This is a genomic window from Actinoplanes sp. NPDC004185 (assembly GCF_053603475.1).
On record NZ_JBSGFR010000017.1, the window covers coordinates 1 to 14,336 of the forward strand.

Consider the following 14,336-nt stretch of genomic DNA (forward strand, 5'->3'; position numbering starts at 1 on the left):
GGCGGGGCGCAGGCGGGGCGGGGCGCAGGCGGGGCGGGGCGCAGGCGGGGCGGGCGCGGGGCAGACGGAGCGCGGCAGGCGGAGCGGACAGGCGGGGCGGACAGGCGGTGGCGCGGAGGAGAGCAAGAAGGAAAGGGGCACGCGGGCGCAGCAGGAAGGCACGGGGCGGGGTTGGGCAGGCGCGAGACAGGGCTGGCCAGGCGCGGGGCAGGTTGGCGCAGGCAGCAAGGCAGAGCTTAGGCAGACGCAGGCACGCGAGGCGCGGAATGCCCGACGCAGGCAGGCGAGTTGCAGGCATGCCAGGCGCAGGCAAGCAAGGCGCGGCAGGCCCGGCGCGCAGGCAAGCGAGGCGCGGTAGGCCCGGCGGGCAGGCAAGCGAGGCGCGGTACGCCCGTCGGGCCCGACGGGCGGGCACGCGAGGCGCGGAAGGCCCGGCGGGCAGTCCCGGCGCAGGCAAGCGAGGCGCAGCAGGTCCGATGGGCAGGCCGGCGCAGGCACGCGAGGCGCGAAAGGTCCGGCGGGCAGTCCCGGCACAGGCACGCGAGGCGCGGCGGGCAGCTTCGGCGGGGCAGGCGAAGCAATCCCTAGGCACTCACGCGAGGCGCAAGCACGCGAGGGCGGCAGACTCGGCGCAGGCGCGCGAGGCGCGGGCACCGCGCAGGCACGCGAGGCGGTACGCAGGGCGCCGGGAGGCGGATCAGGACCGGCGGGAGGCGACAGGCGTTCTGCGCGGGATGCAGGAGGGCGACCAGAGGCAGGCTTTGGGGCGGGGGCGACCCACGCAGGGATCAAGCCTGACCGCCCGGAGTGGGTCGTCCCCGCCCCAAAGCCCCCCATGCACCCAGCCCGAGACCTAGTGGTCGGCCCCGTTCCAGTCCTGGCCGACACCGACCGAGACCTCCAGCGGCACGGACAGCGGATAGGCCCCGCCCATCTCCTGCCGGACCAGGGACTCCAGCGCCTCGCGCTCGCCCGGCGCTACGTCGAAGACCAGTTCGTCGTGGACCTGGAGGAGCATGCGGGACCGCAGGCCGGCGGTGCGCAGGGCGCCGTCGACGCGGAGCATTGCGACCTTGATGATGTCGGCTGCGGAGCCTTGGATCGGGGCGTTCAGGGCCATGCGTTCGGCCATGTCTCGGCGCTGGCGGTTGTCGCTGCTCAGGTCGGGCAGGTAGCGGCGGCGGCCGAGGATGGTGGCGGTGTAGCCGTCCTGCACCGCTCGGCGGACCACCGTCTGGAGGTAGTCGCGGACGCCGCCGAAGCGTTGGAAGTATTCCTCCATCAGGGTGCGGGCTTCGTCCGTCGAGATGGTGAGCTGGTTGGACAGGCCGAAGGCGCTCAGGCCGTACGCGAGGCCGTAGTTCATCGCCTTGATCTTGCGGCGCTGGTCGGGGACGACCTCCTCGACCGGGACGTGGAAGACCGACGAGGCCGTGGCCGCGTGGAAGTCGGCGCCCGAGTTGAAGGCCGCGATCAGGGCTTCGTCCTTGGACAGGTGCGCCATGATGCGCATCTCGATCTGGCTGTAGTCGGCGGTCATCAGCGACTCGAAGCCCTCGCCGACCACGAACGCGCGGCGGATGCGGCGGCCTTCCTGGGTGCGGATCGGGATGTTCTGCAGGTTGGGGTCGGTCGAGGACAGCCGGCCGGTCGCCGCGACCGTCTGGTTGAACGTCGTGTGGATGCGGCGGTCGTCGGAGACCGACTTGAGCAGGCCGTCCACTGTCGACTTCAGCTTGGCCACGTCGCGGTGGCGCAGCAGGTGCTCCAGGACCGGGTCGCCGGTCTGGGCGAACAGGCTCTGCAGGGCGTCCGCGTCCGTGGTGTAGCCGGACTTGATCTTCTTGGTCTTGGGCAGGCCGCGCTCGGTGAACAGGATCTCCTGCAGCTGCTTGGGTGAGCCGAGGTTGAACTCGCGGCCGACCACCTCGTGCGCCGCCTGCTGGGCCGCCTTCACCTCCGCGGCGAAGTGCGCCTCCAGCTCGGAGAGGTATTCCGTGTCGGCGGCGATGCCGACGTGCTCCATCTCGCCCAGCACGATCGCCAGCGGCTGCTCCACCTCGGCCAGCAGGCGCTGCGAGGCGCCGTCGTCGCGGGACAGCTCCTCGGTGATCGTGTCGGCCAGGTCGAGGGTGGCGCGGGCGCGGAGCATGACGTTCTGCTCGGCCGTGCCCTCGTCGTCGCCGAGGCCGTCCAGGGTCAGCTGGCCGGTCTCCGGGGCGTCGACGCGCAGCTCGCGCTTGAGGTAGCGCAGGGCCAGGTCGGTCAGGTCGTACGCGCGCTGGTCGGGCTTGGCCAGATAGGCCGCCAGGGCGGTGTCGACGCGGACCCCGGCCAGGGCCCAGCCGTGCGCGCGGAAGGCCAGCATGGCCGGCTTGGCCTCGTGGATGACCTTGGGGCGGTCGGGGTCGGCGAGCCAGGCGGCGACCGCCTGCTCGTCGCTCTCGTCGAGGGTCGTGGGGTCGAACCAGGCGGCCGGGCCGTCGCCGGTGGCGATCGCGATGCCGGTCAGCTCGCCGGTGCCGCGGCCGAAGCGGCCGGTGACCGCGACGCCGACGGGCGCCTCGCGGGCGTGCTCGCTCAGCCAGCCCTCGACCTGACCGGCGGCCAGGACCGTGCCGGAGAGGTCGAAGCCGGACTCCGCCTCGGGCTCGACGGCGTCGAGATACGAGTAGAGCCGCTCGCGCAGCACCCGGAACTCCAGCGCGTCGAAGACCTGGTGGACGGCCTCGCGGTCCCAGCCCTGCCACTTGACGTCCTCCGGGCGCAGCGGCAGCTCCAGGTCGCAGACGAGGCCGTTGAGCTCGTAGTTGCGCATGACGTCGGCCAGGTGGGCGCGCAGGTTCTCCCCCGCCTTGCCCTTGATCTCGTCGACGTGCGCGATGATGCCGTCCAGCCCGCCGTACTGGTTGATCCACTTGGCTGCGGTCTTGTCGCCGACGCCGGGCACGCCGGGCAGGTTGTCGCTGGCCTCGCCGACCAGGGCGGCCTTGTCGCGGTAGCGGCCCGGGGGGACGCCGTACTTGGTCTCGATGGCCTCGGGGGTCATCCGCCAGACCTCGGACACGCCGCGGACCGGGTAGAGGATCGTGACGTGCTCGCCGGCCAGCTGGAACGCGTCACGATCGCCGGTGGAGATGACGACCTCCATGCCGGCGTCGCGGGCCTGGCAGGCCAGCGTGCCGATGACGTCGTCGGCCTCGTAGCCGGGCTTCTCCACCACCGGGATGCGCAGCGCCTCGAGGATCTCCTTGACCAGGCTGACCTGGCCCTGGAACGGCTGCGGGGTCTCGGCGCGGCCGGCCTTGTAGTCGGCGTACTTCTCGGTGCGGAACGACACCCGGGAGACGTCGAAGGCGACCACGATGTGCGTGGGCTTCTCGTCCCGCAGCATGTTGATCAGCATCGACGTGAAGCCGAACACGGCGTTGGTCGGCTGGCCCGTCTGCGTCGAGAAATTCTCCACCGGCAGCGCGAAGAAGGCGCGATAGGCCAGCGAATGCCCATCGAGCAGCAGCAAGCGGGGGGTCTGGGCGTCGTTACTCACGTCGCAGAACTCTAGTCTCGCCGTACGACAAGAACCGGGACCGCCCCGCCCGCTTCACAGCACCTTGCTCAGGAATGCCTTGGTTCGTTCCTGCTGCGGATTACTGATGACCTCGCGCGGCGGTCCCTGCTCGACCACGACGCCGCCGTCCATGAAGATCAGCGAGTCGCCGACCTCGCGGGCGAAGCCGATCTCGTGGGTCACCACGATCATGGTCATGCCGTCGCGGGCCAGGTCCTTCATCACGTCCAGGACCTCGCCGACCAGCTCGGGGTCCAGGGCGCTGGTGGGCTCGTCGAAGAGCATCAGCTTGGGCCGCATGGCCAGCGCCCGGGCGATCGCCACGCGCTGCTGCTGGCCGCCGGAGAGCTGACTGGGGTAGCTGTCCTTCTTCTCCCCCAGGCCGACCCGGTCGAGCAGCGCCGCCGCCCGGTCACGGACCTCGCCCTTGTTCTCCCGCTTGACCCGGCAGGGCGCCTCCATGACGTTCTGCAGGACCGTCATGTGCGGGAAGAGGTTGAACCGCTGGAACACCATGCCGATGGCCCGGCGCTGCGCGGCGACCTCTTTCTCCTTGAGCTCGTGCAGCTTGCCGCCGCGCTCCCGGTAGCCGATCAGGTCGCCGTCGACGAAGATCCGGCCGGCGTTGATCTTCTCCAGGTGGTTGATGCAGCGCAGGAACGTCGACTTGCCGGAGCCGGAGGGGCCGAGCACGCAGCTCACCTCGCCCGGCTTCACCACGAGGTCGATGCCCTTGAGCACCTCCAGGGAGCCGAAGGACTTGTGCACGTTGTCCGCGCGCACCATCTCGCCGGTCATACTCCCATCCCTCCCCCGCCGCCCTGCTCGGCCGACAGGCCGCTGAGCCGCATCCGGGCCTTGCCGGCAGTGCCGTAACCGCGGCTGAAGTGCCGTTCCACGAAGAACTGCACGACCATCAGCACACTGCAGATGATCAGATACCAGAGACAGGCCGCGATCAGGACGGGCAGCACGATGAACGTGCGCGAGCTGATCGCCTGCAACTGGAAGAAGAGCTCGAACGACACCGGTACGAAAGCCACCAGCGACGTGTCCTTGACCATCGCGATCGTCTCGTTGCCGGTCGGCGGGACGATCACCCGCATCGCCTGGGGCAGCACGATGCGCCGCAGCACCTGACCGCGCGACAGGCCCAGCGCCGACGCCGCCTCGGACTGGCCCTCGTCCACGGACTGGATGCCGGCCCGGACGATCTCGGCCATGTACGCGGCCTCGGACAGCCCCAGCGCCAGCACGCCGGCCAGGAAGCCGGAGAGCAGGTCGGTGGCCTTGATGCTGTAGAACTGCGCGTTCAGGTCGTGGATGCCGAACAGGTTGCCGATCTGCTGATCGAACGGCAGCCCGAAGCCGATCCGCTCCCACAGGATGCCCAGGTTGCCGAAGAGGATCGCCAGCACCAGCCGGGGCAGCGCCCGGAACACCCAGGTGTAGACGAAGGCGACGTTGGACAGGATCGGGTTCGTCGACAGCCGCATGACCGCCACCACGATGCCCAGCCCGACACCGATCAGCATCGCCAGCACGGTCAGCAGCAGCGTGCCGCGCAGACCCTCCAGCACCGGACCGGTGAACATGGCACCGCGCTTGCCCTCGCCCATGCTGACGAAGATGAAGTGCCAGTTGAACCGGTCGTTGGTGAGGACCAGGTGGAGGAACATGGCGGTGAGCACGGCCAGGACCGCGATCGCCACCCAGCGCCCGGGGTGCCGGACGGGCACGGCCTTGATGGCCTCGGGTCGTGCCCGTCCGGACTGTGTCTCCGTCGTCATTGCGCGGGTCAGGAGACCTGCGGGTTGACGGCCGGGTCGGTGATGCCGCCGGCCTCGACGCCCCACTTGGTGAGGATCGTCTTGTACGTGCCGTCGGCGATCAGCGCCTCCAGCGCGGCCTCGATCGCGGCGCCGAACTCCGCCTGCGCCTTGGGCAGGACGTAGCCGTACGGCGCCGCGTCGTAGATGTCGCCGACCAGGGCCAGCTGGCCGTTGGTCTGCTTGACCGCGTACGCGCCGATCGGCGAGTCCGCCAGCATGGCCTCGTCCTTGCCCGAGACGACGGCGTTGGTCGCGTCGGCCTGGGACTGGTACTGGTCGATGGTGATCTTCGCCTTGCCGGCGTCGGTGCACTTCTTCGACCGCGCGGTGACGTCGTCGAGCTGCACGGTGCCGACCTGCACGGCGACCTTCTTGCCGCAGGCGTCGTCCGGGTTGATCGTCGCCCCGGCCTTGGCCGCCCACTGCGTGCCGGCGTTGAAGTAGGACACCATGGTGGCCTCCTTCAACCGCTCGGCGTTGACGGTGAACGAGGACACCCCGACGGTGTACTTGCCGGAGGTCACGCCCGGGATGATCGCGTCGAACTTGGACGACTGCCACTCGGTGGTCAGGCCCAGCTTCTGCGCCACGGCGTTGAACAGGTCCACGTCGAAGCCGATGACCGTCTTGCCGTCGGCGTCCAGGTACTCGTTCGGCGCGTACGTGGAGTCCGTACCGATGATGAGCTTGCCGGCCGACTTGATGTCGGCCGGGACCTTGTCGGCCAGCGAGGTGTCGGCCGAAGCCGACGGCACCGGAGCGTCCGACCCGGTGCCCGGGTCGTCGGACTCCTCGCCGCAGGCGGTCAGGGAGAGGGTCATCGCGAACGCGGCGGTCAGGCCCACGAACGCGCGCCGCATGGGGGTGGTGCGGAACATCGTCGTCAACTCCTCAATGGTGTTCGGGTGGGCTCAAGCCACGCCGAGGTAGGCGTCCTTGACCGAGGGGTCGGTCAGCAGCTCGGCGCCGGTACCGGACTTCACGATCTCGCCGGTCTCCAGCACGTACGCCCGGTGTGCCCGGGACAGCGCCTGCTGGGCGTTCTGCTCAACCAGGAGCACGGTCGTGCCCTGCTGGTTGATCTCCACGACGATGTCGAAGATCTGCTGGATCAGCATGGGCGCCAGGCCCATCGACGGCTCGTCGAGCAGCAGCAGCTTCGGCCGGCTCATCAGCGCCCGGCCGACGGCCAGCATCTGCTGCTCACCACCGGACATGGTGCCACCGACCTGCTTCTCGCGCTCCTTGAGCCGCGGGAACAGCGTGAACACCCGGTCCAGATCCTCGTTGATCTCGGCCCGGTTGCGGCGCGTGTAGGCGCCCATCTCCAGGTTCTCGCGCACCGACATGCCCGGGAAGATGCCCCGGCCCTCCGGCGACTGCGAGACACCCCGCACGACCCGCAGGTCAGCGCGGAGCTTGGTGATGTCCTCACCGTCGAAGGTGATGCTCCCCTGGGCGACCGGGCGCAGCCCGGAGATCGCCCGCATGGTCGTCGACTTCCCGGCGCCGTTCGCGCCGATCAGGGCGACAATCTCGCCCTGGCCGACGGTCAGGCTGATGCCGTGCAGGGCCTGGATGCGCCCGTACATCAGCGTGACGTCTTTCAGCTCAAGCAGCATCGGTCGGCACTCCCAGGTACGCCGCGATCACAGCCGGGTTGTCCCGCACCTCGGCGGGCGTCCCCTCAGCGATCTTCTTGCCGAACTCCAGCACCACGATCCGGTCGGTCACACCCATGACCAGGCGCATGTCGTGCTCGATGAGCAGCACGGTCACCCCGCTGTCGCGGATCTTGCGGATCAGCGCGAGCAGCTCGGTCTTCTCCGCCGGGTTGAAGCCGGCGGCCGGCTCGTCCAGGCACAGCAGCGTCGGGTTCGTGGCCAGGGCCCGGGCGATCTCCAGACGCCGCTGCTCGCCGTACGACAGGTTGCGGGCGACGTCGCCGGCGCGGTGCTCGATGCCGACGAAGCGGAGCAGCTGGTACGACCGGTCCCGGCCCGTACGCTCCTCGCGGTGGTGCCGGGGCAGCCGGAACAACGCGGCGATCACGCTGGTCTTGTGGTGGGCGTCCGCGCCCACCATCACGTTCTCCAGCGCGGTCATCTCCGGGAACAGCCGCACGTTCTGGAACGTGCGGGCGATCCCGCCACGGGTGATCTCGTGCTTCTTCTTGCCGACGATCGACTCACCCTGGAACCGGATCCCGCCGCTGGTCGGGCGGTACACGCCGGTCATGGCGTTGAAGCAGGTGGTCTTGCCGGCCCCGTTCGGGCCGATCAGACCGAAGATCTCACCCTTGCGCAGGCTGAAGCTGACCTCGTTGAGCGCGACGACACCGCCGAAGCGCAGCGTCACGTTGTCCACCTCGAGCAGGACGTCACCGGCCGGTTTCGCCGGGGCGTTGTCCTTGGGCCCGGCCTGGTCGACGGGACCCGCGTTGGCCGCGTCGGCCTCCTGCGGCGTCTCCACATGCGGCTCACTCAATGGGAGCCACCTCCTTCTCGCGGTCCTTGAGCTCCATCGCGCGGCGCCGGCTCGGGATCAGGCCCTGCGGGCGGAAGATCATGATCGCGATGATCACCGCACCGAAGATGGCGAACCGGAAACCGAACAGGTCGGTGTGCCAGATCGGGTCCTCGATGCCACGCAGCCGGTCCGGGATGTACGAGATCAGCGCACCACCCAGGATCGCCCCGGCGATGTTGCCGGAACCACCCATGACCACACCGGCGAGCACCAGGATCGAGAACTGCAGCACGAACGTCTGCGAGTTCATGAAGCCCTGCTGACCGGCGAACATCACGCCGCCCAGGCCACCGATGAAGGCGCCGATCGCGAACGCCCACAGCTTGTACTTGATCGTCCGCACGCCCATGATCTCGGCGGCTTCCTGGTCCTCGCGGATCGCCAGCCACGAACGGCCGACCCGGCTGTTGTCCAGGTTCCGGACCGCGAAGATGACCAGAATGATCACTCCGAGACCCAGCCAGTAGTACGGGATCGCGTCGGCCACGCCGAAGATCGGCTTGCCGTCGGAGAACTCACCCGGCGGGTGCGGGATGTCCGAGAAGCCCCGGTCACCGCGCAGCGTCTCGGTGCTCGTGGCCACGATCCGGATGATCTCCGCGAAGCCCAGCGTCACGATGGCCAGATAGTCACCGCGCAGCCGCAGGGTCGGATAACCCAGCACCAGCCCGGAGAGCATCGCCACCGCGAGACCGATCGGCACCGCGGCCAGCCAGCCCCACTCGGTGCGCAGCACGCTGTCCGGCGAGGCCAGCAGCGCGACCGTGTAGGCGCCGACGGCGAAGAAGCCGACGTACCCCAGGTCGAGCAGACCGGCGAAACCGACCACCACGTTCAGGCCCAGGGCCAGCAGCACGTAGTAGGACATGTTGAACAGCGCGCTCGGCCAGTCGATGCCCTGCGTGACGATCTGCGGGCCCAGCAGCGGGATCTCGCCCACGTACGGCAGCAGGAACGCCAGCGCGGCGAAGACCACACCCAGCACGATCCGGACCGCCTTGGGCTGCCGGCCGTACCAGCCGCGCACGCCGCCGCGGTCCTCGCGGGCGTTCTTCTTCTCCTGCGCGGACATCGACCCGGAGGCCGGCGTCTTCGGCGCGGGGGAACTCGTCGCCTCGGTTGTCATGCCCGTGCCCTCCCGAGAGACTCGCCCAGCAGGCCCGTCGGACGGACCAGCAGGATCAACACCAGCAGCACGAACGACGCGGCGTGCAGCCACTCGGTGCCGAACAGCGAGGCCGCGTAGTTCTGCAGCAGACCCAGCAGCAGGCCGCCGAGCAGCGCGCCACGCAGGTTGCCGATACCGCCGAGCACCGCCGCGGTGAACGCCTCGATGCCCAGCAGGAAGCCGGCGTCGAACCGCGTGACACCGATCTTCAGGTCGTACATCACCGCCGCGATACCCGCCATCAGGCCACCCAGCAGGAAGACCAGGGAGATCACGCGACTCTTGTTCACGCCCATCAGCGCCGCGCTGTCCGGGTTCTGCGCCACCGCGCGGATACCCCGGCCCAGCCGCGAACGGTTGATGAAGCGGTCCAGCAGGAACATCATCACGAGCGCCAGCACGATGATCAGAATCTGCAGATTCGTCACATGCATGTTGCCGATCACGAAGACGTCACGAGGTTGGATCAGCGGCGGCACACCCTTGATGTTGCGCTGGGTCATGACGCCGACGGTCTCGGAGATGAACAGGGACGCGCCGATCGCGGTGATGAGGAACGCGAGCGGCGGGGCGTTGCGCTTGCGCAGCGGCCGGTAGGCCACCAGCTCCACACCGAGTGCGGTCAGACCGGAGACGACGATCGCCGCCACCAGTCCCAGCAGCAGCAGGCCGATGACGCCACCGACGGAGGGGGTAGCCGAGTTCTGGTCGAGTCCGAAGAAGCCCCAGACGATGAGGCAGGCGTACGAACCGAGCAGGAAGACCTCGGAGTGCGCGAAGTTGATCAGGCGGAGGACGCCGTAGACCAGGGTGTAACCCAGGGCGAAGAGGGCGATGATCGCGCCCTGGGCCAGGCCCGTGATCGTGAGCGGCCCGAAGTCCTGGATCAGACCGGAGAAGTTCACAAGGGGCTCCTGAAACGAGAAGGTCGGTGCGGCCGGAGATCATCCGGCCGCACCGGCCCTACGAAAAGTTACTCAGTCGATCAGGCGGTCGGAACCTCTTGGTCCGCGAGCTGGTTGCCCGTCGCGTCGAACTTGAACGTCCAGACCTTGATGTAGTTCGGGTCCAGCTCGCCCTTGTCGGTGAACTTGTAGGTGTTCGCGATGCCCTTGTACTCCGCCGTCGACAGGTACGTGTTGAGCTTCGCCGGGGTGGTGTTGCCCGCGTCGATGCCCTGCAGCAGCATGTTCGCGGCGTCGTAGGCCACGTCGCTGTAGGTACCGGCGTCGACGTTCCACTTCGCCTTGTAGTCGGTGACGAACGTGCCACCGGCCTTCTCCGGCGGGGAGCACGGGCAGGTCACGATGGTGCCGACCGCAGCCGCGTTACCGGCCGCCTTGGCCAGGCCGCCGTCCTTCATGCCGTCGCCGCCGACGAGCACGCCCTTCCAGCCGGCCGTGGTGAGGGCCTTCCGGATCAGGCCGGCGTTCTGGTAGTAGCCGCCGTAGAACAGCACCGTCGCCTTGGACGAGACGACCTTGGTCACCAGCGCCGAGAAGTCGGTCTGCTTGCCGTCGGCCTCGGTCTTGTCCGTGCCGATCACGGCCGCACCCAGGGTCTTCTGCACGACCTCGGCCAGACCCGCACCGTACGCGGACTGGTCGTTGGCCACGAACACCTTGTCGGCCTTCATGACGTTCTTGATGTAGTTGCCCGCGGCCGGACCCTGCGCGTCGTCGTTGGCGACCGCGCGGTGGAAGGTCTTCCAGCCGTTGGCCGTCAGCGACACGCGGGTCGCGGACGGGGAGACCGACGGGATGCCGGCGGCCTCGAAGATCGGCACAGCGGCCTCGGACTCACCCGAGAACGGAGGACCGACGATGCCCAGGATCTTCTTGTCGGCGACCAGGTTACGAGCCACACCCGGCGCCACACCCGGCTCGCCCTGCGAGTCGAACTTGGCGACCTCGATGCACTTCGAGCCCTTTTTGTCGTTGTACTGGTTGATCGCCAGCTCGAAGCCCTGCTCGATGTTCACACCGAGGTTCGCCGAGGACCCCGTCAGGGCGCCAAAGTAAGCGAGCTTGTAGCCGCAGTTGCCGCTGGCCGTGTCATCACTGCCGCTGTCGCTGTTGCAAGCAGCAGCACCGGCGATGAGGCCGATAACGGCCAACCCGCCGATGGCACGTACGAGAACCTGCCTCAAGGTTGGAACCCTCCTCCATACCGAACCCACCGAGCCACCGCCGGTCGATTGGCACTTGCGCACCGGCACGACACAACTGCGCCCGTCATGGGGCGGGACGCTATCCCACGATCCGGCACCGTAGTAAGTGTTCGCACGGGCATTCACCGAACCGTTACGTCCGGTGATCCCCCGCCGGAGAAGGTGTAACAAACAGGCAGTTCTCAGAGGTCACCGGTCATGGCGCGGGCGTACCGGTGGACTCCTCGCCCTCGGCGAGAATCCGGTCGGCGACCTCACGCATCGTCATCCGGTGATCCATCGCGGTGCGCTGGATCCACTTGAACGCCTGCGGCTCGGTCATCGAGTACTTCGTCATCAGCTCGCCCTTGGCCCGCTCGACCGACTTGCGGGTCTCCAGCCGGTCGGTCAGCCCCGCGACCTCGGACTCCAGCGCGGAGATCTCCGAATACCGGGACAGGGCGATCTCGATCGCCGGCACCAGGTCGGACTTCTGGAACGGCTTCACCAGGTACGCCATCGCACCGGCGGCCCGGGCCCGCTCGACCAGGTCCCGCTGACTGAAAGCGGTCAGGATGACGACCGGCGCGATGCGCCCGCCGGCGATCCGCTCCGCGGCCGCCAGGCCATCCATGATCGGCATCTTGATGTCCAGGATGACGAGGTCCGGCGTCAGATCCTCGGCCAGCCGTACGGCGGTCTCGCCGTCACCGGCCTCACCGACGACGTCGTAGCCCTCCTCCACGAGCATCTCGGCCAGGTCCAGCCGGATGAGCGCCTCGTCCTCGGCGATCAGAACCCGCCTGCGCTCGGCACCCGCCTGCGTGTCGGCCACGAACCCCTACCCCCAACGCTGGTGAAGTCGCGACACCCGGGTATCTGGGTGCCACCGCCCTCAGCGTAGTGGGTAAGCTTCGACGTGCTCTGGTCAGCGTGACCTTGTCACGATCGGACCGGGCATGCCGGGGTGGCGCAATCGGCTGACGCGGATGACTCAAAATCATCTGTCTGAAAGGACATGCGGGTTCGAATCCCGTCCCCGGCACCACGAAAAACTGTCGTACCCCTGTTCGACAATGCCGGGGTGCATCCACCTCATCTGCGCGAACGCGCGACAGCAATGATGGCGGCCGGCATGCCTTTCGGCGACGTCTGCAAGGCCGTCGGGCTACCCCGCGGCACGGTTGCTCATTGGTTCTACGGTGAGCGCGCCAGGCGGCGACTGATGCATCCTCCCGAGCCGTCAAGATGCCCGCGCTGCCGGCCGATTCCCGGCCCACCGCAAGATCAGAAAAGCTATTCGTACCTTCTCGGCCTCTACCTCGGCGACGGCCACCTGGTCACCAGCGCCAAGGTGCCGGTGTTGCGCGTCTCCTGCACCGCGACGTGGCCGGGCCTGATCGCCCAGTGCGAGACGGCGATGCTGGCGGTCCTGGCGAGGAGCGTGCAGAGGGTGCGGCAGACCGGCTGCATCAATGTGCAGAGTTACTCCAGACATTGGCCCTGCCTGCTGCCTCAGCACGGGCCCGGGCGAAAGCACGAACGACCCATTCAGCTGACGGACTGGCAGCGGCCGATAATCGACGAAAATCCGGGGAGCTTCCTGCGCGGACTATTTCACTCCGATGGCTGCCGGGTTACCAACAAGGTGGTGCGATCAGGGAAAACGTATTTCTATCCGAGGTACATGTTCTCCAACGAATCAGCCGACATCATGGTGCTCTGCCAGGAATCGCTCGATCAGCTCGGCCTCCGATGGCGGATGTGCAGGCGTAACCTCCTGTCGGTCGCGCGCCGCGACGACGTCCGCGAGTTGGACCAATACGTGGGACCCAAGCACTGACACGATGCCCGGTAACCCTCAGGGTGACGACCCGACCGGGCAGCGTACCGGCCCGGGGGAATTCCGGGAAAGACCGGTTTGCCGGTCTCGCTGGTGTTGTCATGGCAGTACCAGCACTGCCAGGAGGCTCCATGTTGTGGTCCGGCTCGTCGCCCCTGACCGTCGTCCGCGACGGGATGTGGGGGTTCCTTCTGTTCGCTGGTGTGGCGTGGCTGGCGATCGCCTGGAGTGTGTTGCGGCTGGAGCCCGCCGACCTGGTGCACGTGGCCGGGCCGGTCATCCTGTTCGCGGCGGTGACCGAGGCGGTGCGCGCGCTGGCCGGGACCCGGACCTGGTGGTTGAACGCCGGCATGGCCGTGCTGTTCGCCGCCACCGGCGTGATCATGCTGCGGGACGGGGACACGACGTGGACCACGCCGGCCGCGCTGATCGGCTGGTATCTCATGGTCCGGGGCGCGGCCGACATCGCGATCTCGATGCTGACCCGCGAGAGTGACCGGATCTGGGGCCTGCTCATGGTGGTCGGCGTGGTCGAGGCCGCGCTGGGGTTCTTCTCGGCCAGCGCGTACGTGCGGACGCCGGAGCTGGTCGTGCTGGTGCTGGGCGGGGCCGCGCTGAGCCGTGGGATCGCCGATCTGGTCGCCTCGTTGCGGCTGCGGGAGGCCTCGGTCGCCGCGCGGGCGGGACGGCTGCTGGAGCTGACGCCGCAGCGGGCTGTCGGAGTTGCCGGGTATGCGGCGGGCCTGACCGATTTCGAGTCCGGGTCGCAGCGGGCCTCGGGCCCGCGGCACCGGGCCACGACCCGGCCTTCGGCTTCGGCGATGTCGGACCTTTCGGCGCCGGCTTCCGCACCGGTACGGGCGCAGGCGCAGCTACCGCAGGACGGGCCGGCCGGCAGCTTCCACGAAGAGGTGTTGCGGACGACCGCCGACCTCGACGCGATGCTGGCGCTGGCCGGGGTGACCGGTGCGGCGGTGCCGGGTGCGGCGGCTCAAGCGGCGGCCGATGAGCAGGTCGAGGTGCCCGACACGGCCGAGGGCGCGGAGTTGCCGGCCGAGGCGTCCGCGGGGCAGCGGGTGACGCCCGGGTCGGATGAGGCATCGCTGGAAGCGGCGGGCGAGGCGGGGACGGACGACTCGTCGAGCGTCGGCCGCGGGCGGCGGGTGGACTGAAAGTTTCCCCTGCCCCGCTGGTGGCGGGACCCGCTGAACGGCCAGTCGCCGGGCCGGGGTCCCGCCCCGGCGGGG

12 protein-coding genes and 1 tRNA gene are annotated in these 14,336 nt (G+C 68.8%); 3 read left to right on the plus strand and 10 right to left on the minus strand.

Features of this window, described 5'->3' with window-relative positions:
- Positions 1 to 853 precede the first annotated feature (853 nt).
- From polA to ACWEOZ_RS18845, 10 genes are all read right to left on the minus strand, one after another.
- Positions 854 to 3,547, minus strand: a complete 2,694-nt coding sequence (gene polA / locus ACWEOZ_RS18800) for a DNA polymerase I (RefSeq protein WP_451911965.1) — start codon at positions 3,545 to 3,547, stop codon at positions 854 to 856.
- Between the two features lie 54 nt (positions 3,548 to 3,601).
- Complete coding sequence (locus tag ACWEOZ_RS18805) at positions 3,602 to 4,366, minus strand: amino acid ABC transporter ATP-binding protein (RefSeq protein ID WP_451911966.1); 765 nt, start codon at positions 4,364 to 4,366, stop codon at positions 3,602 to 3,604.
- The gene (locus ACWEOZ_RS18810) at positions 4,363 to 5,358 is read right to left on the minus strand and encodes an amino acid ABC transporter permease (protein WP_451911967.1); all 996 of its coding nucleotides are present in this window, start codon (positions 5,356 to 5,358) and stop codon (positions 4,363 to 4,365) included. Before ACWEOZ_RS18810 ends, ACWEOZ_RS18805 begins: the two co-directional genes overlap by 4 nt.
- An 8-nt stretch (positions 5,359 to 5,366) precedes the next feature.
- On the minus strand, positions 5,367 to 6,278 hold the full coding sequence (locus ACWEOZ_RS18815; RefSeq protein WP_451912105.1) for an ABC transporter substrate-binding protein: 912 nt from the start codon (positions 6,276 to 6,278) through the stop codon (positions 5,367 to 5,369).
- Positions 6,279 to 6,311: 33 nt separating this feature from the next.
- On the minus strand, positions 6,312 to 7,022 hold the full coding sequence (locus tag ACWEOZ_RS18820) for an ABC transporter ATP-binding protein (RefSeq protein WP_451911968.1): 711 nt from the start codon (positions 7,020 to 7,022) through the stop codon (positions 6,312 to 6,314).
- Positions 7,012 to 7,872, minus strand: a complete 861-nt coding sequence (locus ACWEOZ_RS18825; RefSeq protein WP_451912106.1) for an ABC transporter ATP-binding protein — start codon at positions 7,870 to 7,872, stop codon at positions 7,012 to 7,014. The genes ACWEOZ_RS18820 and ACWEOZ_RS18825 overlap by 11 nt, the downstream gene beginning before the upstream one ends.
- 7 nt (positions 7,873 to 7,879) lie before the next feature.
- Complete coding sequence (locus ACWEOZ_RS18830; RefSeq protein WP_451912107.1) at positions 7,880 to 9,001, minus strand: branched-chain amino acid ABC transporter permease; 1,122 nt, start codon at positions 8,999 to 9,001, stop codon at positions 7,880 to 7,882.
- A gap of 50 nt (positions 9,002 to 9,051) precedes the next feature.
- Complete coding sequence (locus ACWEOZ_RS18835) at positions 9,052 to 10,002, minus strand: branched-chain amino acid ABC transporter permease (protein ID WP_451911969.1); 951 nt, start codon at positions 10,000 to 10,002, stop codon at positions 9,052 to 9,054.
- Positions 10,003 to 10,082: 80 nt separating this feature from the next.
- Entirely contained in the window at positions 10,083 to 11,246 is a 1,164-nt protein-coding gene (locus ACWEOZ_RS18840; RefSeq protein ID WP_451911970.1) for a branched-chain amino acid ABC transporter substrate-binding protein, read from the minus strand.
- Between the two features lie 217 nt (positions 11,247 to 11,463).
- The gene (locus ACWEOZ_RS18845; RefSeq protein WP_360547871.1) at positions 11,464 to 12,081 is read right to left on the minus strand and encodes an ANTAR domain-containing response regulator; all 618 of its coding nucleotides are present in this window, start codon (positions 12,079 to 12,081) and stop codon (positions 11,464 to 11,466) included.
- 126 nt (positions 12,082 to 12,207) lie between these two features.
- Here ACWEOZ_RS18845 and ACWEOZ_RS18850 point away from each other — a divergent pair.
- The 3 genes from ACWEOZ_RS18850 (at position 12,208) to ACWEOZ_RS18860 (ending at position 14,261) form a co-directional block, all read left to right on the plus strand.
- Positions 12,208 to 12,294, plus strand: a tRNA-Leu gene (locus tag ACWEOZ_RS18850).
- Between the two features lie 36 nt (positions 12,295 to 12,330).
- A complete protein-coding gene (locus ACWEOZ_RS18855; protein ID WP_451911971.1) occupies positions 12,331 to 13,089 on the plus strand; it encodes a transcriptional regulator in 759 nt (252 codons plus the stop codon).
- Between the two features lie 131 nt (positions 13,090 to 13,220).
- Positions 13,221 to 14,261 carry an HdeD family acid-resistance protein gene (locus ACWEOZ_RS18860; protein WP_451911972.1) on the plus strand — a complete coding sequence of 347 codons (1,041 nt, stop codon included), beginning with the start codon at positions 13,221 to 13,223 and terminating at the stop codon, positions 14,259 to 14,261.
- The last annotated feature ends 75 nt before the right edge of the window (positions 14,262 to 14,336 follow it).

What these genes read in the sequence shown, in the direction of transcription:
- ACWEOZ_RS18810 (WP_451911967.1), bottom strand. Translation starts at nt 5,358, where the DNA reads ATGACGACGGAGACACAGTCCGGACGGGCACGACCCGAGGCCATCAAG.
- ACWEOZ_RS18815 (WP_451912105.1), bottom strand. Translation starts at nt 6,278, where the DNA reads ATGTTCCGCACCACCCCCATGCGGCGCGCGTTCGTGGGCCTGACCGCC.
- ACWEOZ_RS18820 (WP_451911968.1), bottom strand. Translation starts at nt 7,022, where the DNA reads ATGCTGCTTGAGCTGAAAGACGTCACGCTGATGTACGGGCGCATCCAG.
- ACWEOZ_RS18860 (WP_451911972.1), top strand. Translation starts at nt 13,221, where the DNA reads ATGTTGTGGTCCGGCTCGTCGCCCCTGACCGTCGTCCGCGACGGGATG.
- ACWEOZ_RS18830 (WP_451912107.1), bottom strand. Translation starts at nt 9,001, where the DNA reads ATGTCCGCGCAGGAGAAGAAGAACGCCCGCGAGGACCGCGGCGGCGTG.
- ACWEOZ_RS18805 (WP_451911966.1), bottom strand. Translation starts at nt 4,366, where the DNA reads ATGACCGGCGAGATGGTGCGCGCGGACAACGTGCACAAGTCCTTCGGC.